This is a genomic window from Poseidonibacter antarcticus (assembly GCF_003667345.1).
Classification (GTDB): domain Bacteria; phylum Campylobacterota; class Campylobacteria; order Campylobacterales; family Arcobacteraceae; genus Poseidonibacter; species Poseidonibacter antarcticus.
The window spans coordinates 282045-307773 of record NZ_RCWF01000001.1 but is presented as its reverse complement, the minus strand read 5'-3'; the positions used below and the strand labels follow the sequence as shown (position 1 = coordinate 307773).

Here is a 25729-nt window from a genome sequence, read left to right as displayed (position 1 = left end):
AATATTACTTATTTAATGTTTTCTCAAAATCTTCTAGAACTTTTAAATTATAGTCTTTTACAATATTATTTAATCTAAAACCATCTATTATCCATAAAATAAATAAACCTAATAAAATTAAATATCCAATAAATATAATAGTAGAGATAATTCCAATTATTCCTAAAACTAAATATATCCACCAATAACTTTGTTTTGTGTATAGTCTATGCATTCCAAAAATACCTAAAAACCACCATAAAAGATAAGCTAAGAGTACACTTAATTGTTGTGTTTTTATTTTTTCTAATTGAAGATTATCCATTATTAGTTCCTTTAATTTTAGCAATAGTATTTTTTATATTTTGAATTCTTGTTGATGAACTAGGGTGAGTTGAAAAGAATTCGTTTTGAGATTCTTTACCTTCACTCATATTTTTCCAAAACTTTAATGCTTCATTTGGATTATAACCAGCTTTTACCATTAAATAGATACCAATTTCATCAGCTTCACTTTCTTGTAATCTTCCATAAGGAAGCATAACACCTAATTGAGTTCCTACTCCATATGCTTGATTAAATGTATTTGTATATTCAGGAGCAGTAGCAGAAAGTACAACATTTCCAAGTAATTGGATTCCTTGTTGAACTTTTGCTGAACTCATTCTCTCAGCACCATGGCGAGCAAGTGCATGAGCTACTTCGTGAGACATTACAGTAGCTAATTGAGCATCATTTTTAGCTGCTTTTAAAATTCCTGTATAAACAACTACTTTTCCTCCAGGAAGACAAAAAGCATTCATAGCTTCATTTTCAACTAGATTAAATTCCCATTTAAAATCAGGTCTATTTGCTGCTTTTGCAATTTTCTCTCCAATAACTTTTACTCTTCTTGAATCATAGGTATTATTTATAACTTTTGCTTGAGATAATGCTTGTTTATATGAACTTTCCCCTAGAGCTAATTCTTCTTGTGCTGACATAAAAATCATTTGTGACCTATTTGTATAAGGTGTTTTATGCGTACATCCTAGAATTATAAATAATGTACTAATTATTAAAACAATATTTCTTAATTCTTTCATAATATTTTTCCTATCTTAATTATTATTTTGCTTATTGTATCTAATTATAGTATTAGCTACAATTAATAAAAGCTAGAGATAATTACAAATATTGTATCCTTACAAAAAATTATTATAAAGAATAAAAATGAAATATACAAAATTAAGAGTAATCAATGCAAGCTAAACGAGGAAATATAAACGGAGTTATTACTATTTTATTATATTCTTCTCTTGCACTTTTTTCTATTTTTACAACAAATATTCCAGCATTTGAGTTAACATCAATGGCCTTTTTTGTTGCATCTTTTGTAGGACTTGCGATATTAAAGAAACAAAAAGTACATGTAAAACAATTATTTAAAATTCCTGCTAAAGCTTGGATTATTGGAATAAGTGGATTATTTGGTTATCACTTCTTTTACTTTTTGGCAATTAAAAATGCTCCTGCTGTTGAAGCTAATTTAATAAATTATTTATGGCCATTATTAATAGTGATTTTTTCATCTTTTTTACCAAATGAAAAATTAAGATGGTTTCATATTCTAGGTGCAATATTAGGATTAATAGGTGCATTTCTTTTGGTTTCAAAAGGTGGAAGTTTTTCTTTTGAAACACAATATATGTGGGGATATATATTTGCTGTAACTTCAGCTTTAATATGGGCATCTTATTCTGTTATTTCAAGAACACTATCACATATTCCAACTTTTGCAGTTACTGGTTTTTGTATAGCTACATCAATATTAGCAGGAATTTGTCATTTTATATTTGAAACTACTGTTATTCCTAATAGTACAGAATTATTTGGAATATTGATGTTGGGACTAGGACCTGTTGGTGGGGCTTTTTATTTATGGGATTATGCTGTTAAAAATGCAGATATTAAACTACTTGGCTCAATATCATATTTTACACCGCTTTTATCTACACTTTTACTTGTAGTATTAGGATATGCAGAATTTACAACAGCTGTAACATTGGCTTGTATATTTATTATTGTAGGTTCTTTTATAAGTTCAGCACAATATTTAAAAGCAATAAAAAACTTCTTTTTTAAGAAATAAGGACATTAGAAATAATGCAAGAGATAATCGAAATAAACGATATAAGCGATGTAAGAATAAAAGAGTTTATCTCTTTGAGAAAATCTTTAGTTGATGAAAATCAAGTTGTAGTTGAGAGTAAAAATGTATTCAAAAAGCTTTTTTCAACAAATATTAAAATACATAAAGTTTTTACTACGCTTGAGCATTTAGATTTTTTAAAACAAAATTGTAAAGATATTGATTTTCCAATATTCACAGCAAATAATGAGGTAATGAAAGAGATAGTAGGGCATAAAATCCATCAAGGAATGTTAGCTTTAATAGATAAACCAAAATATATAAATTTTGAAGATATAAAAGGAAATGTAGTTGTTCTAAATGGACTTACATCTCCTGAAAATGTAGGTTCAATTGTACGTTCTTGTGCAGCTTTTAATATTAATACTTTAATTATTGATGAAAAAACTTGCTCACCATTTATACGAAGATGTATTAGAGTCTCAACTGGAAATTTATTTAATATAAAAGTATATAAAACGAATACTTTAGTAAGTGATTTAATAAAACTTCAAACTCATGGATATAAAGTACTAACAACTGCAAATCATGAAAATGCAATATCTTTACACAAATTTGAATTCCCAAAAAAATCAGCAATTGTAATAGGAAGTGAGGGATTTGGAGCGCAGCAAGAAGTTATTGATTTATCTGATGAAATTTTAAAAATTGATATTAGTGAAGAAGTTACAAGCTTAAATGCAGCAATAGCTGCATCTATTGTATTTTTTCAGATGGCTAAGTCTTAGATTTTTAAATCTAAGACTTAAATCTGATAATCATTAGGATTATCTTGCCATTCAAAAATAAAACACATTGGTAACTTATTCTTTTTATTCAAAATAATTGCAGTTATAATTCCTGAACCCATAATTGAAATGATTGCAAGTGCTGAAGCAAAAGCAAGAGTTGAAAGTCCTGTTAATCCTTGTCCAACTGTACAACCAATTGATAAAACACCACCTGTTCCCATAAGTGCTCCACCTATCATATTATATTTTGTTCTATTAATATTTTGTGCTGCTGTACATCCAAAGCTGTATTTTTTATTTATAAATGACATTATAAATGTTCCTAGTAAAACTCCTATAACTATTGAAATAGGGAATGATAATTCATTTACTTGATAAAACATAAATAATTCAAGAGATTTAGCAGTTGGATAAACAAAAGTTATTCCTTCTAGTGGAATAATTCTTTCCATACTTTCTTCACCAATAACTCCTGTAATTAACCAAGCAAGAGAAATTAAAATACCAATAACAACACCATCCCAAAGAGAAAATATTCTTTTAATTTTTTTAATTAAATATAATAAAAGAGCAAAAAGTACAGCTAAAACTACATATATATTCATTTGAACATTTTGGATATAAGATGATAAATGTATTAGTGTTTCATTATTAGTAATTGGACTAAATACATCATATAATAAACCTTTTGTAGTTGCATATGCAAAAATTGCTATAAAAATAATAGTTATTAAAGAGTTTGAATCACCTTGTGCAAATTTGATTAATTGTCTATTTCCACAACCATCTGCTAACATCATACCAGTACCAAATAAAATACCACCAAATATAATGACAAAATAGTTTATATCTTCTTTGAAGAAGTTAGTATCTGTTAAATCAATATCAAAATAACTTGATATAAATGTACTTGCAATAATTGCAACAATCATTGCCATTACAACAGAAGAAGCTCTTTTTGTAGATTTTGTAAGCATATAATCTTTTATTGAACCACTAAAACAAAATTGTTGTTTTTGTGCTACCATCCCAAAAGTAGTCCCAAGTAGTAAAGCTAGAAGATTAACTGTTTCGAATATTTCTAATTCAAACATATTATTTATCTATTCTCATTTCTTCTAAAACTTCTAAAATTTCTATTGCATCATCTTCTTTTAAGTTATTATTCTCAATATCAAGAAGAACTTCATCAAAATATAGTTTAATATCTTCCATATATTTTAATTCGTCTTTATCTTCTTTTGTACTTTTTTTACCTTCAACAATATCTAATAATTCATCGATATTCTCATCTAGTTCTGCTAAAACATCTTCTTTTAATAGTTTTTCAAGTTCTTGAATTTTGTTCATAAGTATTCCTATTTTTCTTGAAAGTATATCAAAATAAAATAAGAAAAATTAATTAATTACATAAATACCATTAAATTCTACACATATTTGATTGTCTTGAATAATCTTTGATTCTATTTTTATAGAAGCACTTCCTTTTCTTTGAATCTTTTCTTTTACAATTAATATTTCTTCAAGACTTGGTTTCTTTGTATAACAGATAATATCTTTACTTACTGGTTTTAAATACGAGTTTTCATTTTTAATAACAACGATATTTTTATTATCTATATTCAACTCTTTTGATATTAACCAACACATACACCAGCTTGAAATAATAGTTATAGTACTTAAACTTCCACCAAATGCTGTACCTTTATCATTTATATTAATAGATAAAGGGGCAGTTGTAATAAGTTCTTTATCATTATACTTATGTATTTTTAATTTCATTAAGTTCGTTAGTGGTATTTCATTATGTAACTTTTTTTCTAATTGTTTAATCAAAATCATCCTTTGTAGATATTTAAATTAAATTATAATATTACAAAGCTTTGAATTACACAATTGTATAGCGAACAGAAATTGTACAAAATAAGAATATAGTTTATTTACAGTAGTGTGAAAATAAAAATAGTCATAATATATTAGATAAAAAGATGTATTCCTAGAGCTTATACTAGCTATTCTTAGTCAATATTTATTTTTGTAAGATATTTGTGTAACTTTTGTTTACATAAATAAAAACTGTACATCTCTTTACAATAATTGTACATACTTATTTTGAGCATTGTGGTATAATCATTCCATAAATTAAATCAAATTAGGAGACATTATAATATGAGTTTATTAGTTAATTATAAAGCGCATACAGAAGAAAGACAAAATGAAGGTGGACTACCTCCATTAGCTTTAACTGCTGAGCAAACTGCTGAGTTAGTTGAATTATTAAAAGCTGATCCAGTTAAAGAAGCAGATTATTGTTTAGATTTATTCAATAATAAAATCAATCCAGGTGTTGATGATGCTGCTTATGTAAAAGCTGCATTTCTAAATGACATTGTTCAAGGAAATGTTACATGTTCAGTAATTTCAAAAGCTGAAGCTGTAAGAATTTTAGGAACAATGATGGGTGGATTTAATGTTACTCCATTAATCGAAGCACTTAAAATTGATGAAGTTGCAGAAGCAGCTGCAACTGAATTAAAAAATACTATTTTAGTATATGATGCATTTAATGATGTTAAAGATTTAATGGATGCTGGAAATGCTAAAGCAAAAGAAGTTATTGAGTCTTGGGCAAATGCAGAATGGTTTACTAATAAACCTGCATTAGAAGAAGAAATTACTTTAACAGTTTATAAAATTCCTGGTGAAACAAATACAGATGATTTATCTCCTGCAACTGTTGCATTTACTAGATCAGATATTCCTTTACATGCAACTGCAATGTTACAATCAAGAATGGAAAATCCATTAGAAACAATGGAAGAACTTAAAGCTAAAGGTAATCCATTAGCATATGTTGGTGATGTTGTTGGTACTGGTTCATCTAGAAAATCTGGAATTAACTCAGTTCAATGGCACATGGGTAGAGATATCCCTGGTGTTCCAAATAAAAGAACTGGTGGTGTTGTTATTGGTTCTATTATTGCTCCAATTTTCTTCAATACTGCAGAAGATTCAGGATGTTTACCAATTGAAGCTTCTGTTGATGCTTTAGAAACTGGTGATGTTATTACTTTAAAACCATATGCTGGTGAAATCATTAAAGATGGTAAAACTGTTTCTGAGTTCGATTTAGCTCCAAATACATTAACAGATGAAATGAGAGCAGGTGGAAGAATTCCATTAATTATTGGTAAAGGTCTTACTGTAAAAGCAAGAGAAACTTTAGGATTAGAACCTACTACTGCATTTATAGCTCCTACACAACCTGCTGATAATGGTAAAGGATTTACTCAAGCACAAAAAATGGTTGGACGAGCGTGTGGTATTGAAGGTGTTAAACCTGGTATGTATGTTGAACCAATTGCTACAACTGTTGGATCACAAGATACAACTGGACCAATGACTAGAGATGAGATTAAAGAATTAGCAGCATTATCATTTGGTGCTGATATGGTTATGCAATCATTCTGTCATACAGCAGCTTATCCAAAACCTGCAGATATTAAATTAAGACATACTTTACCTGAATTTATTTCTTCAAGAGGTGGAGTTACATTAAGACCAGGTGATGGTGTTATTCACTCATGGTTAAATAGATTATGTTTACCAGATACTGTTGGTACTGGTGGAGATTCTCATACAAGATTCCCAATTGGTATTTCATTCCCAGCTGGTTCTGGTCTTATCGCATTCGCAGCTGTAACAGGTGCTATGCCTTTAACTATGCCTGAATCTGTTTTAGTTAAATTCAAAGGTGAAATGCAACCAGGAATTACTTTAAGAGATTTAGTTAATGCTATTCCTTACCAAGCTATTCAAGATGGTTTATTAACTGTTGAGAAAAAAGGTAAAAAAAATGTATTCGCTGGAACAATTATTGAAATTCAAGGTTTACCAGACTTAAAAGTTGAACAAGCATTCGAATTATCAGATTCAGCAGCAGAAAGATCAGCAGCAGCTTGTTCTGTTCAATTAGATAAAGAACCAATTATTGAGTACTTATCTTCAAATATTGCTTTAATCGAAAAAATGATTGAAGAAGGTTATGAAGATGCTAGAACACTTCAAAGAAGAGCTGATAAAATGAGAGAATGGATTGCTAATCCTGAATTAATTACTCCAGATGCAGATGCTCAATATTCTGCAACTATTGAAATTGATTTAAATACAATTACTGAGCCAATCTTAGCTTGTCCAAATGATCCAGATGATGTTGATACATTAACTAACATTTTAGCTGATGATAAAAGAATTAAAAATATTGATGAAGTATTTGTAGGTTCTTGTATGACTAATATCGGATTATTCAGAGCTTTAGGTGAAGTACTTAAAGGTGAAGGTGAAGTTCCAACTAAATTATGGGTTGCACCACCAACAAAAATGGATAAAGAACAATTAACTGAAGAAGGGTATTACTCAATCTTTGCAGCTGCGGGTGCAAGACTTGAAATTCCTGGTTGTTCATTATGTATGGGTAACCAAGCATCAGTTTCTGAAGGTGCAGCTGTATTCTCTACATCTACAAGAAACTTTGATAATAGATTAGGAAAAGGTTCTCAAGTTTATCTTGGATCTGCTGAAGTTGCTGCAGTAACTGCACTTTTAGGTAGACTTCCAACAAAAGCTGAGTACATGGAAATTGTACCTAAGAAAATTACTGAGAAAAACAAAGAGGGTGTTTATAAATACTTAAACTTCAACCAAGTTTCTCCAGAACAATTAACAAACTTAGTTCACTCTTAAGAACTATTTCATAGATAAGTTAGGTCCTCCTAACTTATCTACGTCTTCTCCTCTTTTCCCCCACACTTTTTTTTCAATTTTTCAATTTTAACTTTCATTATTCCTTTTAAATTATTTTTTTTAAAGCTACTTTAGATAATATTTAAGCTTTATTTTTAAGGATATATATGAGTACAGTACGATTTAGTAGGTTTGGATTTATTTTAGCAGCGGTTGGTTCGGCTGTTGGTTTAGGTAATATTTGGAAGTTTCCTTATGTTACAGGAGAATATGGTGGTGGTGCATTTGTTTTAGTATATTTAATAACTGCTTTGTTTATTGGGATATTTGTATTAATTGCAGAGCTTTTAATTGGGAAATTAGGTCAAAGCGATGCTGTTAGTATGTTTGAAAATTTAGCAACTAAGAAAAAAAATCTTTGGAAATATGCTGGTTTTATGGTAATCGTTCCTTTGATTATTCTATCTTATTATTCTGTTGTAATTGGTTGGATTTTTCATTATATTGTAGTTTCTTTTCAATCTTTACCTTCAAATATTGAAGAATCAAAAAATATCTTTATGACATTACTAACATCAGATTTACAAACTCAATTTATGTATCATACAATTGTATTTGTATTAGTTACTTCTATTATTTTAAATGGGGTAAAGGATGGAATTGAAAGAATCAATAAGATTTTAATGCCTTTATTAGCATTGATTTTATCAATTCTTTTTATATATTCTCTTTCTGTTGAAAGTTTTTCAAAAGCTGTAACTTTTATGTTTAATCCTGATTTTACGAAGTTAAGTTCAGAAGCAATTATTGTAGCTATTGGGCAAGCTTTTTATACTTTATCTTTAGGTATGGGTATTATTATCACATATGCAGCATCACTTCCTAAGCATGTTAATATTGTAAAATCATCATTAATAATCGCAGTTATTGATACCTTAGTTGCAATTATCGCTGGTCTTATTATCTTTACATTATTATTTGATAAAGGTGCTGAGTCTACAAAAGGAGCAGGGCTTGTATTTATTTCTCTTCCATCTGTATTTTATGAGTTTGGAAGTATTGGTACATTTCTAGCTATTTTATTTTTTATAGCTATTGCTTTTGCTGGTATCACATCTGCTATTTCAATGTTAGAACCAATGGTTTCTTTTTTCGTAAATAGATTTAATTATACAAGATTAAAAGCTGCACTTATTTGTAGTCTTTTCTTTTATATATTAGGTATTGCAGCATTATTATCAAATATTACTGATTATTCACCTATGTTAATGATAGGAAGTAAAAATCTATTTGATTGGTTAGATTTTGTAGCTTCTACTGTTTTAGTTCCTTTAGGAGGAATTTTAGTAGTTGTATTTGTAGGTCACTTTATGGATGAAAATAAAATCAATGCTGAGTTAATACCTTTATTAGGTAAAACTATTACAAAAGTATGGTTCTTTATGGTTAGATATATTATTCCTATTGCACTTATTTTAGTAATTTTGAATGAGACGGGAATATTTAAATTTTAAATAAAGAGAAATATCCTCAGTCTTTTTAGACTGAAGATATTTTAATTTATTTTTTTACTATCGGTATTTTTTAATTTCACCAGATTCAACTCTTGCTAGGAAAGATTTTAACTCTGCTTTAACAATAGGCATTAAATAATATAGCCCAATTATATTAAATATAGACATTGCAAATAATGCAGCATCAGAGAAGTCAATAACAGCTCCAAAACTAATACTTGCACCAATAACTACGAATATACAAAATAAAGCTTTATAAACAAGTTCAGTAATTTTTGTTTTACCAAAAAGATAAGTCCATGCTTTTAAACCATAATACGACCATGAAATCATAGTAGAGAATGCAAACATAATTACAGCAATTGCTAATAAGTATTCAAAAATAGAAGCAGTTTCAGTAAATGCAGCAGCTGTTAATTTTACTCCACTTAATTCACCTGTATTCATTCCTGAAATAGTAATAACTAAAGCAGTAATAGTACAAATTACAACTGTATCAATAAATGGTTCGAGTAATGAAACTAAACCTTCTGTAATTGGTTCTTTTGTTTTTACCGCTGAATGGGCAATAGCTGCTGATCCAACACCAGCTTCATTTGAAAATGTAGCTCTTTTTAAACCTTGAATTAATGCTCCAATAAAACCACCAGCAACACCAGCACCTGTAAATGCTCCAACAAAAATTTGCTCAAAAGCATTTCCTATTTGATCATAATGTGCTGCTAAAACAATAATTGCCATTCCTATGTATAAAGCTGCCATAAAAGGAACAAGTTTAGAAGTAACTGTAGCAATTGCAGGCATTCCACCTATAATAACCGATGCAACTAAAACAGCCATAACAACACCTGTAATCCAACCATACCCAGCATCTAATCCAAATGTTTGAACAATCATTGCATTAGCTTGATTTCCTTGGAACATATTACCAGCACCAAGTGTTGCAAATATTGTCATAATAGCAAAACCAACTGCTAAAATTCTACCAATTCTTGGACTTCCTTTTTCTTTAAATGCTTTTGTTAAATAATGCATTGGACCACCTGATACTGTTCCATCTGCATGTTCATTTCTATATTTTACACCCAAAGTACACTCTGTGAATTTTGAAGCCATTCCAAATAAACCACAAACAATCATCCAAAAAGTTGCCCCTGGTCCACCAATTGCTAATGCAACACCAACCCCTGCAATATTACCAAGACCTACAGTACCTGACAATGCAGTCGTAAGTGCTTGGAAATGTGAAACTTCACCTTTTTCTTTTACATCAGGATTTGTAAACTTTCCTGATACTATATCTATAGATAATTTGATTTGTTTAAATTGAATAAAACCAAAATAAAATGTAAAGACAATAGCTGCTACAAATAGCCAACCTACAATTAAGGGAAATGTTACACCATCTTCGATTTTTACACCATAAAAAATGGTATTTGCAAACCAACCTAAGTAATTACTGAAAAATTGATCAACTTTTTGATCAAATCCCACGAGTTCTTCAGCAAACATTATACTTGGTGAGCATAATAATACTATGTAAAATAGTATTTTTTTTAATACTTTCATTCTAGACCTTTCTAGCTAGTTTAATAGTTATAACTATTATTTAAGTAAATAAGTTCAATAGTTAGCTTATATTGTAACTTATAACTTGACAGAATAAGTATAAAATAGTGTAAATAATATGCAATTTTTTGGATACTTATGTATTTTATATATAAAATCTGTTCATTAATTATTAGTTATTAACAAATTTGTTAAATTTTAGTGATAAAATTACTCTTTTGATAATTTAATTACATTAAGCAAAATTCACTTTTTATTAATATGAAATGTACTATTATATGTAAAATAAGATTCTCAAGGATAAATCATTTCAGTAGCTAAAGAGATAAAAAAAAACTCTATAATTGAAAACTCACTAAAACTATTTTCTACAAAAGGTTTTTATAATACTACAATTCCAGATATTGCAAAAGCAATGAAAATGAGTGTTGGAAATATGTATAATTATTTTTCTTCTAAAGAAGAACTTGCTAAATATGCTATTAAATATTCTACAAATGTTTTAGCTAAAGAGTTAAGAAATGTAAATGAGATGGAAATAACTTCAAAAGAAAAAATATATTTATTTACTAGAAGATACTTACAAAATGTTACTAAATCACCTGAGGTAGTTGAATACTTTTTAAGAGTATACTTATCTAATAGAGAAGTATTTAATCAAGGTTGTGAAGGTTTTATTTGTGTAGGAGAATTTGTAACAGAAGTTATGATTCTTTTAGATGAAGGTGCTCAAAATAAAGAGTTTAGAGAACAAGACTTTTTCCCTGCTTTTGCAATGATTATGGGTTGTCTTGGTGGATTTGCTTTTTTAAGTGGTGAAAAAGTACTAGAAAAAGAGTTACTTTTTTATTCAGATGCTGTTGCTGATAATATATATCGAGCATTAAAGTATGACGAATAAGCAAAAACCTACAATTGTATGGTTTCAAGCTATTACTTGTAATGGTAATACTCACTCACTCTTAAGTGCAAATTCTGCAAGATTAGAACTGTTTTTAAATAGTTTTGATCTTATCTATCATCCTTCTTTAACTGTTGATAAAACACTTGAAGATATTTTAAATCAAAAAGAAAAAATTGATTATTTATTAGTTGAGGGTGCTATTTCTTCAAATAAAGATATATTTGCACTTAAAAACAGTACAACTAATGACTTATTAAATAAACTTGCATTAAAAGCAAATTATATTATTGCAGTTGGTTCTTGTGCTTGTTATGGTGGTATTCATAAAAAATTTGAAGAAGATAAAACTATTTCTGGAATCAAAGAAAATATAAATGAAAAGATATTAAAAAACTTAAAACACGAAATTATAAATCTAAATGGCTGTCCTGTTCATCCAGAATGGATACTTCAAACTCTTTTTACCCTAAAAGCTTATGGAAAAATATCTTTAGATAAAGAAAAAAGACCTATTGAATTATATAGTACTTTAGCACATCACGGATGTACTAGAAATGAATACTTTGAATGGAAAATAGAAGGCTCTTTTGGAGAAAAAGAGGGTTGCTTATTTTATGAGCAAGGATGTCGAGGTCCTATGACACATAGTTCATGTAATAAAATATTATGGAATGATATTAGCTCAAAAACAAGAGTAGGGATGCCATGTATTGGCTGTACTGAAAATGACTTTCCAAGAAATGATATGCTAGAAACTAAGAAGAATATTGGAATACCTCAAGATGTACCTTTAGGTATTTCAAAACGTGCATATTTATCACTTACAGGAATTGCAAAAACTTTTAAAATAGATAGATTAAATAAAAAGCTAATGGAATAAATATGAAAACAATTGATTTAGTTGAAAGAATTGAAGGCGAAGCAAAGTTATCGTGTTCTTGGAAAAATGGTGTTATTTGTGATGCTTCAATAGATTTTTTAAACTTTAGAGGTTTTGAATATATTTTAAAAGGAAAATCACCACTTGATGCACTTGTATATACTCCAAGAATTTGTGGTATTTGCGGACAAGCTCATTTAAAAGCTAGTGTTGAAGCTTTGGAAGATATTTATAAAAATTTAAATGAACCTTTGACTTTAACTCCTAAATCTTTATTATTAAGAGAAATAGGTCTTAATATTGAAATTATTGATTCTCATATAAAATGGTTCTATATGTTTATTATGCCAGATATTGTAAAACTGCAAAATTCTGATTTAGGAATTTATACACCGCTTAAAGGAAGCAGATGGTTAGAAGCTTCAAAAACTGCAAGTGAAACTATAAAAGGTTTAGCACTTATTGGTGGACAATGGCCTCATACTTCATATATGATTCCAGGTGGTGTTATGAGTGATCCAACATTATTGGAACTCACTTCAATTCAAAACTATATGGATTATGCGATTAGATTTTTTGAAAACTCTATAAGTGGAGTTGATTTTGATACATATTTATCTTTTTCAAATATCAAAGATTTAGATTTATTAAAAGGTGATTTAGAATATTTTAAAAATATTGCAATAACTAATTCTTTACAAAAATTAGGAACTTCTCACGATAGATTTATTTCATTAGCTTCCTCTTCATTATTTGATGAAGGAATAATTAGACAAAGAACCGCATATAAAATTGATTTAGGAAAAATAAAAGAGAGCAGTGAACATACCTTTAGCTTAAATAAAGAAGAGAATAACTCTTCAAAAACAACTTGGTCTAAAAGTGTAAGTTATAATAATTCTTTTTTTGAAACAGGACCTTTATCACGTGCTTTAATTTCTAAAGAGTCAAATAGAAAGTTTATAAAAGAATTACACAAGCAGTACAATGACTCTGCAATGGTTCGGGTTCTAGCAAGAATGGATGAATTAGCCCATTTATTAGAAAGTACTAAAAATCTTATTTCAAAAGTAGATATATCAGAAGAGTCTTTTATAAAACCAAAATACTCATTAAAAGATATTGAAAATGGACAAGGAAAAGCGGTAGTAGAAGCATGTCGTGGTTCTTTATATCATAATGTAATAATTCAAAATGGAAAAATAAAAAACTACGATGTGATTACCCCAACAGTTTGGAATCTAGGACCTAAAAATAAAAATGAAAATGGCGTAGCACAAGAAGCAATTATTGGTTCACCAAATATTGAAATAGCCAAAATAATATTGAGAAGCTTTGATGTTTGCTCTGTTTGTACAACACATTAGTTTGAATCTAAGTTATTAATTATTAAACATAATTGTATATAAAAGTAACATTATGAAAAAAAATTAAATAAAATTTAATTCCGATAATTACTATTATTAATTATATATAAATGAATACTTATTCATTATAAACACCAAACTTTGGTACTCCTTAAAAAATAAAATTATACATATACTTAAAAAGCTATGTTTATGCTATGAATGACCGTTCATCTTTTAAGTGTTAGTTAAGTCTATACTTGATAATTTGCTTTTAGTAAATGAACATTCATTTTTTAAAGGAGAGTTATATATGATTGATTCTGCAGAAATGGTAAAAAAAGTTTTTACCCAAAAATCAGGAAGAATAGAGACAAATAAGGGTGAAGCTTTTTACAATACCTTATTTAATCAAGCAAAGTCACGTTTAAAAACTTTAAGAGCACAAGAACCTCTTAAAGAAATAGATTTAATAGATATAATTGATAGTGAAGGTATAAACAGAAGAGATTTTATGAAGTGGGTTAGTGCAACAACTGCAACACTTATGTTACCTCCAATGTTTGCTCCTTTAGTTGCAGAAGCTACTGAACTTATGAATAGAGTTCCTGTAATTTGGATTGAGTTACAAGATTGTGCAGGAAATTCAGAAGCACTTTTAAGAAGTGCAGCTCCTACTGTTGATGATTTATTATTTGATGTATTAAGTTTAGAGTATCAAGAAACTCTTCAAGCAGCAGCAGGTCATGATGCTGATAAGCAACTAGAAGAAGCAGTTGAACACTTCAAAGGTCAATATTTATTATTTGTGGAGGGTGCTATTCCTATGGCTAATAATGGTCAATTTGGAACAATTGGTGCAAGTGGTGAAACTTTCCATGATCATTTAATTAGAATGGCAAATGATTCAGCTGCTGTTGTAGCTGTTGGTACTTGTGCAACATTTGGTGGAATTCCAGCAGCTGCACCTAATCCAACTGGTGCTGTTGGTGTTATGGATTTAGTAAAAGGTAAACCAATTGTAAATATTCCTGCCTGTCCTGCAAATCCTGCAAATATGGTTGGTGTAATTTTACATTATGTTTTAACTGGTCAAATTCCAGAATTAGATTCACTTCTAAGACCAAAATTCGCATTTGGTTATAGAATCCATGATAACTGTGAAAGACGAGCACACTTTGATGCTGGTGAATTCGTAGAAGAATGGGGTGATGAAGGTGCTAAAAACAACTTCTGTTTATATAAAGTAGGATGTAAAGGTCCTATGACTTTCAATAACTGTTCAATTGTTCGTTATAACGAAGGTACAAACTGGCCTATTGGTGTAGGACGTGGTTGTATTGGATGTTCTGAACCTGATTTCTGGGATAAATATGCTTATGAGCGACCAATGGCTGATGCAAATATCAAAGCACCAACAGGTGGAGTTGAAAAAACTGTAGATGAATTTGGTTTAGGATTATTAACAGCAACAACTGTTGGTATTGGTGTTCATGCAATTGCAAGTGCAGTTGCTGGTAAAAAATCAGATGAGGGAGAAGAATAAAAATGGCAAAAAAACACTTAGTAATTGATCCAATTACGAGAATTGAAGGACATCTTAGAGTTGAAGCTATAATTGATGAAAACAATGTTGTAACTGATGCTTATACTTCTTCTACAATGTTTAGAGGTATTGAAGAAATTTTAAAAGGAAGAGATCCTAGAGATTGTGGACTTCTTGCTATGAGAATTTGTGGTGTTTGTACAGGTACACATTATCAAAGAAGTATTGAAGCTGTTGAACACGCTTTTAATGTAACAATTCCAAAAAATGCAAGACTTGTTAGAAACTTAGTTCAAGGTGCATTATATTTACACGATCATATCGTTCACTTTTATCACTTACATGCACTTGATTGGGTTGATATCACAGAAGCACTTAAAGCAGATCCAAAAGCTACAGTTAAAGAAGCTCATAAATGGGCTGGACTTTCAGGACATCAACCTTGGAATGCAAGCGAAACTGTTTATGCAGAAGTACAACAAAGAGTTACAAGATATGTAAAACAAGGAAGACTTGGGATTTTTGGAAATGCTTACTGGGGTTCAAAAGGTTTTAAACTTACTCCTGAACAAAACTTAATTGGTTTATCTCACTATTTAGATGCCCTAGAAGTTCAAAGAGAACTTGGGAAAATGATGGCAATCTTTGGTGGAAAAAATCCACATCCTCAATCATTTGTTGTAGGTGGTGTAACTTGTGTTCAAGATATTAAAAATCCTGCAAGAATTGCTGAATTTAAACAACTTCTTAAAAAAGCTACAAAATTTTGTAAAGAATCATATTTACCAGATGTTTATATGGCTGGAACTATGTATGCAGATGAAGCACTAGAAGGAATTGGTGGTGGTTTAGGAAACTTTATGGCTTATGGTGGTTTTAGAACTGATGACTTACCTATGTATAAAGGTTCTATGTTATTCCCATCAGGAATTGTAAAAAATAAAGATCTATCAAAAGTTTTTGAAATAGACCAAACAAAAATTACAGAAGATGTTACGCATTCATGGTATGAAGGTAAAACAAACTTACATCCTTATGATGGTGAAACAAAACCTAACTATACAGGTTTTGGTAAAAAAGAAGACAATATTGCTTATTTAGATACAGAAAATAAATATTCTTGGATTAAATCTCCACTTTATGATGATGAAAGAATGGAAGTTGGACCACTTGCAAGAATGATTGTTGGTGTTGCAAAAGGTGATGAAAGAATTACTAAATATGTAACAAGATTCTTAAAACAAGGGAATTTACCAATAAAAGTATTATTTTCAACAGTTGGAAGAACAGCAGCACGTGCAATTGAGTCTGAAATTATGGCTGATATTATGATGGAATGGTGTGATGAATTAGCTTCAAATACTGCAAATGGTGATTTATCAACTTGGACAGAATTTGACTTTGATTCACTTTCAGCTGATGCTCAAGGTTTTGGTATGGAAGAAGCTCCAAGAGGTGGTTTAGGTCACTGGATTAAAATAAAAGACGGAAAAGTAGCTAATTATCAAGCTGTTGTTCCCTCAACTTGGAATGCAGCTCCTAGAGATTACAAAGGTAGACTTGGTGCTTATGAATCATCTTTAATTGGTACAAAAGTAGCAAATCCTGATCAACCACTTGAAATTTTAAGAACTGTACATAGTTTTGATCCTTGTATTGCTTGTGCTGTTCATATTATTGATACAAATGGAAAAGAATTAGGGGTTTATAAAGTAGACCCAATTGGAGGAACTAGCCGTGCCTAAATTAAAAAAGGTTGAGAGAATGACGGCTACTATGAGAATAATGCATTGGACTAATGCATTATGTATGATAGTAGCTGTTGCAACCGGTTTATATATAGGACATCCTTATTATCAAACATTTATTGCAGATCCTGCTGTTGATAAGTATGTTATGGCTTGGAATAGATGGGGACATTTAATTGTTGCTATTATTTTTGATGTTACATCTATTTTAATTGGCTATTTATATTTTTTCTCAAGATTTGAAAAATCTTATAAAAAATTAATTCCTAATAAGAAAAATATAGTAGAATTTTTTGAAGTATTTTTTAATTTAATTACATTTAATAGAAGAAAGAAATTTGATTCAACTCATAATGATTCTTTTAATATTGTATATTTTACAATTTTTCACTTATTACTTGTATTTATGCTTTTTTCTGGTTTACAATTATATGTACATGGTTTAGCTTCAGGTGAAAGTTCAATTGGAACATGGTGGCCTGCTATGCTTCATCTTACAACTGATTGGACACTAAGTGTATTTGGTGGAAATATGGGGGTTAGAATAGCCCATCATACTTCTATGTATTTTATTATTGCATGGGTTATGTGTCATATTTATTATCAAATATGGAGAACTATTTATTGGCAAGAAGGTGATATTGCAATTGTTGTTGGTGGTAGTAAATTTGTAAAAGATAAAGAAGAAGAAAAATAAATATCTTGATTGAAGCTTTAAAGCTTCAATCAATTAGGAGGAAAGTATGAAAAAAAGTATTGTAATTGGTGTAGGGAATATGCTTTTTAAAGATGAAGGTATTGGTATTTATGCTTCAGAGTTTATAAAACAAAATTATAGTTTAGATGGAGATATTGAAATTATAGATGGTGGAACATTAGGGTTTAAACTAATGACATACTTCCAAGATTATGAAAATGTTATTATTTTAGATACTGTGTCTATTGAAGATAAAGCAGGAGAAATATATAGACTTCCTTCTGATGTACTCCTTGGTTTAGGAAGTTATCGAAAAACTGCACATGAAGTTGAAATAGTTGAAATGCTAGAAATCGTATCTGCTCTAAATTCCCATGCAGATGTTACAATTTTAGGAATAGTTCCTCAAGATATAATGAGTGTTGAAATTGGTTTAACAAAAATTATGGAAGACAAATTTGAAGAGTTTATAGCTCATGCAATAAAAGAAATACAATCATTAGATGTAAAAGTTACAAAAGTTGATAATATAGCAATACCTGATATAGTAAAAAGTATGATAGGTAGTTATAATGGTGAACATTTAACAAGAATTCCAAATGAAGAAGATATTAGACATGCAATTAATTTATAAAATAGAGTTTAACTCAACAAATGGATATTTTAAGAAAATCATAGAAAAATTGATTAAAATATCTAATATCGATGCAATATGTAAGCAATATAGAGGTTTTATATTACTTACTTTTAATGCAAAAGCAGAAGAAATAGAAAATTTCTTTTTTATTTTAGAAAAGAAACTTCCTCTTTCTATATTTATTGGAAAATCTTATGTGATTGAAAAATTTGATGATTCAATTGAAGAACTAGAAGAAAAAGATGTAAAACAAAATCTTTCTTTACTTACAAATGATGCTATAAAAAATATTATTGATACAAATGATATAGATTTTTTAAATGATATTGTAAGTATTTCAAGAGGTGAAGTTTCAAGATTTGAAACACATAATGGTTTAAAAAACATATTCTTACCAAATAAGGATATAAGAGAAGATTTTGAGAAAAAGGGATATGAAGTAAAACTTTTAATAACAAATATTAATAAGTTAAGTGAAATATTTGATGTAAGTAATAAAGATTTACAACTTATTTGTTCTATTGAAAGACCTTTGGTAAAACTAAAATTTAAGATTTTAAAAAATGCTAAAAAAGAGTTTTCTTCTACAAACTTTATTTATGCAAAAATTCCTGATGATAAGGAAACTGTTCTTTTTGCTAATGCTTTAAAACAAAAAGATATTAACTATGTATTGTATATAAATGATGAGGTATATCAAGATGGTTTAAAAATTACATATTTTAATGATAAAAATATAATAATCCGTGGAGATAAGGGCTTATTCCCTAAGTTTGATTATACGGCAAATAAAAAATATAATTCATCAAAAGAGTATTTTGATGATAATGGTGGAGTTTATAAAGCCGTTCTTGCTCAATATGCAAAAAGATTAATGCCAACTGTAGGAGTATATTTTTCTTTAAAAAGTAATAGTAGTTCAATTGCGATTAATATGCCAGGAAAAGGTGTTCGTGATGTTATTTTAATTCCAAATATGCATAATAACGTAAAACATTGTATGGAAGAGATTTCAGAAATTGATGAGCATTGTGAACGATTGATTACAAACTATACAAAAAAATTTGCAAGTTATTTAAAAGAAGATGTTTCAGATGATACAAATGGTTTTGAATCAATTTTAAATATGTGTGCAAAAGTTCTAGGTCTTAATAATGCAAAAGAGTTTGAAGATAAAGCTTTAAGTGTAAATGTAAAAAGTGGAATCCAAATTGATATGAAATTAGTTAGTATTGATGATGTTAATTATTTAGATCATAGAAAAATAATTCAATCTATAATGTCATATAAAATGGCAGATGTAGATACGGGAACATTATGTTACTCTTTTTATGAAAGTTTAAGTGAATTTATTTGTAATTACGCAAATGAAATAGGAAAAGAGACAAAAGCAAAAGATGTTGTACTTTGTGGAGATATGATAGGAAATTCTATTTTATTAACAAAAGTTAATAAAACACTTTCAAAAAATTATAATTTATTAATTCCAAAAGAGTATCCACTAGATTATTAAAATTGCTTATACTATAATATGAATCCTAAAGGATTAAATTAAATGTATAAAGATATTTATTTTATTACAAATGAAAAAGATGAAAATATTCTTAATGAAATTTATGAGAATATAAAAGAAAAATATAAAGGTGAAATATTAGTATTTTCACCTAATGAGATATTTACAAATACTGTAAAAATAAAAGATACTCTTTTTCTTTTATATTTAGATGATAAAAATATTAAAACTTTTTTCCAAAATCATCTAAATACAAATATTTCAATTGCAATCTTACCAAATGAAAATTGTTCAAATAGTATAAAAAATTATGCTATTTCAAAAGATTTAAATGAAGCTATTGAAGATGCTTTTAATTTAGAGCTTTTAAGTAAAATTGATTTATTAAAATGTAATGATTATATTGCTTTAAATCGTATTTCTATTGGTGATATGCATGGAATGAATAGATTTAATTATAATGAAAATAGTAGACTTGAAAAAATCAGAATATTTTTTAATAATCTTAGAAATATTAGATTTAAAAGTTATACTCTAACTACTTCAAAAGAAAACTCAATACAAACAGCAGCTTCTGGAATTACGATACTTGAACATTCTTCCATTACAAATCAAGAATCAGCAATACGAGATGAATTATCTATTCATGATGGAAAGTTAAATGCTTATATTCTTGCTCCTACTTCATTGATTTCTTATGTTGTGTACTTATTAGCAATCTTTTTTTATCAAAAAATTTCATTAATTTCTTTACCCAAGAGTTTGGGTTTTATAAAAGCTTCAAGTCTTACAATTTCTTCAAAAGAAATATTAGATTATAAGATTGATGATATGGATGTATATCAATCATCAAATATTAAAGTTGAAGTTTTACAAGACTCTTTAAATATTCATTTAGGTAGAAACTTACTAAAAATTGTAAAAAATGATGGAAATCAAATAGAAGAAAAAGATGTAATAAAAGTAAATTCATTACCAAAGTCTGAAGTAAGTAGTATTTTAATTGGAGGTAAATTACCTTTATTCAAAAAAGCAAGTGATGATGATTTTAAAGAATTATTAGGAAGTTTAAGAGATTCAGCTAATTTTTCTTATACATATTTGATTTTAATGATTTTAAGTACACTTCTTGCAACTACAGGACTTTTTGCAAACTCTTCACCTGTAATTATAGGGGCTATGATATTAGCACCTTTAATGGCTCCTATTATTTCTTTATCAATGGGAGTTGTTCGTGCTGATACATTTTTGTTAGCAAACAGTGCAAGAACATTAGTTTTTGGTGTTTTTATGGCTTTATTATTTTCTAGTTTATATACTTTTTTTATACCACTAGAGCAAATAACATCCCAAATGCAAGGAAGATTAAATCCTAATTTATTAGATTTGATGGTTGCAGTTTTTTCAGGAATTGCAGGTGCTTATGCTACTTCAAAAGAAGAAGTTGCCAAATCTTTAGCTGGTGTTGCAATTGCAGTTGCATTAGTTCCACCTTTAAGTGTTACAGGAATTGGTATAGGTCTTGGAAATATTGAAGTAATTTATGGTTCTTTTTTACTTTTTATTACAAACCTAGTAGGAATTACTCTTAGTGCTGCTTTAACTTTTATAGTTTTAGGTTTTGCACCTGTAAAAAGAGCCAAAAAAGGAATTTTTTATACATCTATTTTAATGCTACTTATTACAATACCTTTATACTTTTCATTTATGCAAGTTGTTGAAAAAAATGATTATTTCAATAAATTGAATAGTATTAAATCTATGGTTTTAAATAATGAAAAAATAGAATTAAATATTCATACAATAGAAAATAAAGAAAATAAAATTTTTATTAATATAGAAGTTATTTCTAATAATCAATTGTCTTTAGATAAATATAAGATAATAAAAAAAAAGTTAGAAAAAACAGTTGATAAAAAAATAGTTTTAAAAATTATTCCAATAATAGAAATGGATTAGGAAAATATTATGAACAAAACATCAGAAAAAGTGAATTTAAGAAAAGCTTTAATTCAACAACAAAATGAAATAAATGATTATACTATATATATGACTTTAGCTTCTTATCAAGATGATCAGAATAATAAAATAGTTTTTGAAAAAATTGCTAAAGAAGAAAAAGTACATTATAATTTTTGGTTAAAAATTACAGAACAAGAAATACAAGCTCAGAAGCTTGTTGTTTGGTGGTTTATTCTTCTTGTTAAAGTTTTAGGAACTTCTTTTGCATTAAAATCTTTAGAAAAAAGAGAAGAGGGTGCAGAAGAATTTTATAAAGAGCTTTTTGAAATATATCCAGAATCAAGAGAAATATACAAACAAGAATCAGAGCATGAACTTGAACTAATAGAAATGTTAAAGGATAAGAAGCTTGTATATGCCGGGGCTATAGTTTTGGGTATGAACGATGCTTTAGTAGAATTAACAGGAACATTAAGTGGAATTGCCTTAGCTTTTGATAAAAGTATAGTTGTTGGATTTACAGGTTTGATTATGGGAATAGCAGCATCTTTATCAATGGCTGGTTCAGCATATTTTGAAGCAAAAGAAAATCCATCTCAAATTATTAAACCTATTATATACTCTCTTTATACAGGAGTTTCATATATTTTAACAACAGCTATTTTAGTTGCTCCATTTTTTATTTTTGAAACAATGGCTTATTCTTTGATAATGATGTTTATTTGTGCATTTTTAGCCATTATTTCATATAATTTTTATATTAGTGTTGCAAAAGATTTAAACTTTACTACAAGAGTTTTACAAATGTCAATGATTACTTTTGGAGTAGCTATAATTTCATTTTTAATAGGTTATATTGTGAAATATTACTTTGGAATAGAGATATAATTAGCTTATGAATTCATATAGTATTCAAGTAAAAGGAATTGTACAAGGTGTAGGTTTTCGTCCTTTTGTTTATAATTTAGCTTTAAAATATAATATAAACGGTTGGGTAAATAATGATGACAAAGGTGTAAATATTCTTCTTTATTGTGATGATAAAAGCTTTAAGGATTTTATTTTTGAACTTGAAAATAATTCTTTAAAATTAGCTAAAATAGATGATATAAAATATGAAATAATAAGTTCACAAAAAGAATATAAATCTTTTGAGATAATCCAAAGTACAAACTCAAATAATAAATCTACAATGATTTTGCCTGATATGGCTATTTGTGATGATTGTATTGCAGATATTAATGATAAAAATAATTTTAGATATAACTATGCTTTAACAAACTGTACAAATTGTGGACCTAGATATTCAATTATCAAAACAATTCCTTATGATAGAAAAAACACCTCAATGAGTGAATTTGACTTATGTGATAAATGTGCAAAAGAGTATAAAGACCCTACAAATAGAAGATACCATGCACAACCAGTTTCTTGTTCTTTTTGTGGTCCAAATGTAAGTTTATATAATAATTATAATGAATTAATAAGTCAAGATATAGATGCAATAAAACAAATAGCACACTTAGTAAATAAAGGAAGTATAGTTGCTATTAAAGGATTAGGTGGTTTTCATATTATTTGTGATGCGACAAATGAAAAAGCTATAAATGAATTAAGAAATCGTAAAAATAGACCAAATAAACCATTTGCTGTAATGTTTAAAGATATTAATAGTATTAAAAATAATGCAAATATATCTATAAAAGAAGAAGAGGTTTTAAACTCAAAAGAAAAACCAATAGTTTTAGTAAAGAAAAAACAAAATACAATACTTTGTGAATGCCTAGCCCCTAATATTAATCATTTAGGTTGTTTTATAGCTTATACTGCTGTTCATCATTTATTATTTAGATATTTAGATAATCCAATTGTAGCAACTAGTGCAAATTTAAAAGATGAACCAATTATAAGATTCAAAGATGAAATCTTGGAAAAATTAGCCAATACAGTTGATTATGTATTAGATTTTAATAGAGATATTATAAATGCCTGTGATGATTCTGTTATACAAATTGTCAAAAATGATATTAGTAAATTAAGAAATGCAAGAGCTTATACACCAACAGCTTTAAAACATCAAAAAAAAACATCAAAAAAGATATTAGCCTTAGGTGCAAATCAAAAATCTACTATTAGTTTAGCTTTTGAAGATAATATAATTTTATCACCTTATATTGGTGATTTAAACTCTATAGACTCTATAGAGTATTTAAAGCGAACAATACAAACATTTAAAGATTTTTACGATTTTGAACCTGACACTATAGTTTGTGATAAGCATCCAAATTATGAGTCTACAAAATATGCTTTAAAATTAAAACAAGAAAACCCTTCATTAGGTTTAATCCAAGTACAACATCATTATGCTCATATTCTTTCAACTATGGCTGAATATAATCTCGAAAAAGAAGTATTAGCAATTGCCTTTGATGGAACAGGTTATGGAGATGATGGAAATATTTGGGGTGGAGAGGTTTTTTTAGCAAATAGAAAAAATTATAAAAGAGTAAATCATTTAAAATATTTTAAACTATTAGGTGGAGAAAAAGCTGTAAAAGAACCAAAAAGAGTGGCACTTTCACTTTTATTTGATAGCTTTAGTTTAGAAGAAGTGTTATCTTTAGAAATTCCTTGTGTAAAAGCTTTTAAAACAAATGAAATTAAAATGCTTTATACAATGTGGCAAAAAGGATTAAACTCACCACTTACAAGCTCAATAGGGCGTTTATTTGATGCTATTGCATCTTTTGCTAATATCTTACATACTCAAAGTTATGAAGGGCAAACAGGACTTCAATGTGAGAAAAATTATGATGAAAAAATAAATGAAGCTTTTACTTATGAAATAACTGATAATCAAATTGATATTAAAAAAATGATTAAAGAGATAGTACTTGAATCAAATCCTAAAATAATTTGTTCAAAATTTATAAATACATTAGTAAATATAATTTTAGATATTGCAAATAATTATAAAGATTTACCTCTTGTTTTAAGTGGAGGAGTTTTTCAAAATAAAACATTATTAGAAATATTAATTGACAAATTAGAAAAAGAAGATAGAGAGTTTTATTATAGTAAAAAAATTCCTTTAAATGATGGTGGAATTAGTGTAGGGCAGATATATCATCAAGTTTAAACTCTAACTCTTCTTGACTTTTAATAGGTTCTTTTAATGCCAATCTTTTTTGAGTAAAATATGGTTTTAAAAAGTAATAAATATTGCGTATTGAGTTTTTTAAATTCTCTTCAATATTTTTGTCTAAAAGAGACCAAAAAGTATAACTATTAACAGCAATAGTCCAGACATTTGAAATAAGAAAGTTAATTTCTTCTTCAGCTAGCTTTATAAAATAACCAAATTTGATTTGGTGTTTAATAAGCTTTTTAAATAAATCAATTTCTAAAAAAAGAGATTCTTGACGTATTTTTCTAAAGTTTGGATTACTCATAATAATTGTATTAATCTCTATAGTTAAAAAAGCATACTTACGTTCTATTTGATAATTATTAATCAAAAGATTTTCAAAAAGAAACATAGTATCTTCTTGGAAATTTATCTTTTTTACTTCATAAAGAATTTCATCAATAAAATGATTGAAAATCTCAATTAAAATATCTTCTTTATTTTTAAAATAATAGTAAAGATTTCCTACACTAATATTCATACTCTGAGCAATATGTCGTGTAGAAGTATTCATATAACCTTTTTTATTAAAAAGACTAATAGATGTTTCAATAATATTATTTTTTCGTTTTGACATATATG

Annotated in this window: 22 protein-coding genes; 15 read left to right on the top strand and 7 right to left on the bottom strand. The window is 27.9% G+C overall.

The genetic code is table 11. From position 1 onward, the window contains the following. Window positions 1–4: 4 nt before the first annotated feature. Together D9T19_RS01480 and D9T19_RS01475 are read right to left on the bottom strand one after the other, a co-directional pair. Window positions 5–304: an NINE protein gene (locus D9T19_RS01480; RefSeq protein ID WP_121626425.1), complete on the bottom strand. Its 300-nt coding sequence runs from the start codon at window positions 302–304 to the stop codon at window positions 5–7. After that, window positions 297–1064 (bottom strand): M48 family metallopeptidase, encoded by a 768-nt coding sequence (locus D9T19_RS01475; RefSeq protein ID WP_121626424.1) that lies wholly within the window; start codon window positions 1062–1064, stop codon window positions 297–299. The genes D9T19_RS01480 and D9T19_RS01475 overlap by 8 nt, the downstream gene beginning before the upstream one ends. Before the next feature lie 155 nt (window positions 1065–1219). Here D9T19_RS01475 and yddG point away from each other — a divergent pair, with 155 nt between their 5' ends. Next, the gene (gene yddG, locus D9T19_RS01470) at window positions 1220–2110 is read left to right on the top strand and encodes an aromatic amino acid exporter YddG (protein WP_121626423.1); all 891 of its coding nucleotides are present in this window, start codon (window positions 1220–1222) and stop codon (window positions 2108–2110) included. A 14-nt stretch (window positions 2111–2124) separates the two neighbouring features. Next, window positions 2125–2898, top strand: coding sequence for a TrmH family RNA methyltransferase (locus D9T19_RS01465; RefSeq protein ID WP_121626422.1), 774 nt, complete (start codon window positions 2125–2127; stop codon window positions 2896–2898). A gap of 17 nt (window positions 2899–2915) precedes the next feature. Here the strand turns inward: D9T19_RS01465 and D9T19_RS01460 are convergent, their stop codons facing one another. The 3 genes from D9T19_RS01460 to D9T19_RS01450 are packed head-to-tail and all read right to left on the bottom strand — an operon-like array spanning window position 2916 to window position 4743. Then, on the bottom strand, window positions 2916–3995 hold the full coding sequence (locus D9T19_RS01460) for a YeeE/YedE family protein (RefSeq protein ID WP_121626421.1): 1080 nt from the start codon (window positions 3993–3995) through the stop codon (window positions 2916–2918). A gap of 1 nt (window position 3996) precedes the next feature. Beyond that, complete coding sequence (locus tag D9T19_RS01455) at window positions 3997–4251, bottom strand: hypothetical protein (RefSeq protein WP_121626420.1); 255 nt, start codon at window positions 4249–4251, stop codon at window positions 3997–3999. 48 nt (window positions 4252–4299) lie between these two features. After that, window positions 4300–4743 (bottom strand): YiiD C-terminal domain-containing protein, encoded by a 444-nt coding sequence (locus D9T19_RS01450; RefSeq protein ID WP_228197941.1) that lies wholly within the window; start codon window positions 4741–4743, stop codon window positions 4300–4302. Between the two features lie 327 nt (window positions 4744–5070). On the opposite strand from D9T19_RS01450, the gene D9T19_RS01445 reads away from it, so the two are divergent. Beyond that, window positions 5071–7644 carry a bifunctional aconitate hydratase 2/2-methylisocitrate dehydratase gene (locus tag D9T19_RS01445; protein ID WP_121626418.1) on the top strand — a complete coding sequence of 858 codons (2574 nt, stop codon included), beginning with the start codon at window positions 5071–5073 and terminating at the stop codon, window positions 7642–7644. Window positions 7645–7811: 167 nt separating this feature from the next. Continuing rightward, window positions 7812–9158, top strand: coding sequence for a sodium-dependent transporter (locus tag D9T19_RS01440; protein WP_121626417.1), 1347 nt, complete (start codon window positions 7812–7814; stop codon window positions 9156–9158). Between the two features lie 57 nt (window positions 9159–9215). On the opposite strand, the gene D9T19_RS01435 is transcribed toward D9T19_RS01440, so the two are convergent. Next, window positions 9216–10727 carry an alanine/glycine:cation symporter family protein gene (locus D9T19_RS01435; RefSeq protein WP_121626416.1) on the bottom strand — a complete coding sequence of 504 codons (1512 nt, stop codon included), beginning with the start codon at window positions 10725–10727 and terminating at the stop codon, window positions 9216–9218. A gap of 304 nt (window positions 10728–11031) precedes the next feature. Here D9T19_RS01435 and D9T19_RS01430 point away from each other — a divergent pair, with 304 nt between their 5' ends. The 11 genes from D9T19_RS01430 (at window position 11032) to hypF (ending at window position 25099) form a co-directional block, all read left to right on the top strand. After that, the gene (locus tag D9T19_RS01430) at window positions 11032–11628 is read left to right on the top strand and encodes a TetR/AcrR family transcriptional regulator (protein ID WP_322900260.1); all 597 of its coding nucleotides are present in this window, start codon (window positions 11032–11034) and stop codon (window positions 11626–11628) included. Beyond that, window positions 11618–12511 (top strand): NADH-quinone oxidoreductase subunit B family protein, encoded by an 894-nt coding sequence (locus D9T19_RS01425; protein WP_121626414.1) that lies wholly within the window; start codon window positions 11618–11620, stop codon window positions 12509–12511. The genes D9T19_RS01430 and D9T19_RS01425 overlap by 11 nt, the downstream gene beginning before the upstream one ends. Window positions 12512–12513: 2 nt before the next feature. Further along, window positions 12514–13878, top strand: a complete 1365-nt coding sequence (locus D9T19_RS01420) for a nickel-dependent hydrogenase large subunit (protein ID WP_121626413.1) — start codon at window positions 12514–12516, stop codon at window positions 13876–13878. A 292-nt stretch (window positions 13879–14170) separates the two neighbouring features. Then, window positions 14171–15403 carry a hydrogenase small subunit gene (locus D9T19_RS01415; RefSeq protein WP_121626412.1) on the top strand — a complete coding sequence of 411 codons (1233 nt, stop codon included), beginning with the start codon at window positions 14171–14173 and terminating at the stop codon, window positions 15401–15403. Between the two features lie 2 nt (window positions 15404–15405). Beyond that, window positions 15406–17148 (top strand): nickel-dependent hydrogenase large subunit, encoded by a 1743-nt coding sequence (locus D9T19_RS01410; protein ID WP_121626411.1) that lies wholly within the window; start codon window positions 15406–15408, stop codon window positions 17146–17148. A gap of 19 nt (window positions 17149–17167) precedes the next feature. Further along, a complete protein-coding gene (locus D9T19_RS01405) occupies window positions 17168–17848 on the top strand; it encodes a cytochrome b/b6 domain-containing protein (RefSeq protein ID WP_121626410.1) in 681 nt (226 codons plus the stop codon). 46 nt (window positions 17849–17894) lie between these two features. Further along, entirely contained in the window at window positions 17895–18482 is a 588-nt protein-coding gene (locus tag D9T19_RS01400) for a HyaD/HybD family hydrogenase maturation endopeptidase (protein ID WP_121626409.1), read from the top strand. Next, window positions 18448–19998, top strand: a complete 1551-nt coding sequence (locus D9T19_RS01395; RefSeq protein WP_228197940.1) for a Kae1-like domain-containing protein — start codon at window positions 18448–18450, stop codon at window positions 19996–19998. The genes D9T19_RS01400 and D9T19_RS01395 overlap by 35 nt, the downstream gene beginning before the upstream one ends. 42 nt (window positions 19999–20040) lie before the next feature. Next, window positions 20041–21957, top strand: coding sequence for a TIGR00341 family protein (locus D9T19_RS01390; RefSeq protein ID WP_121626407.1), 1917 nt, complete (start codon window positions 20041–20043; stop codon window positions 21955–21957). A 9-nt stretch (window positions 21958–21966) separates the two neighbouring features. Continuing rightward, window positions 21967–22848 carry a VIT1/CCC1 transporter family protein gene (locus D9T19_RS01385; RefSeq protein WP_121626406.1) on the top strand — a complete coding sequence of 294 codons (882 nt, stop codon included), beginning with the start codon at window positions 21967–21969 and terminating at the stop codon, window positions 22846–22848. A 7-nt stretch (window positions 22849–22855) separates the two neighbouring features. Next, complete coding sequence (hypF, locus tag D9T19_RS01380) at window positions 22856–25099, top strand: carbamoyltransferase HypF (RefSeq protein ID WP_121626405.1); 2244 nt, start codon at window positions 22856–22858, stop codon at window positions 25097–25099. On the opposite strand, the gene D9T19_RS01375 is transcribed toward hypF, so the two are convergent. After that, window positions 25068–25724, bottom strand: coding sequence for a TetR/AcrR family transcriptional regulator (locus tag D9T19_RS01375; RefSeq protein WP_121626404.1), 657 nt, complete (start codon window positions 25722–25724; stop codon window positions 25068–25070). The genes hypF and D9T19_RS01375 overlap by 32 nt on opposite strands. Between the last annotated feature and the right edge of the window lie 5 nt (window positions 25725–25729).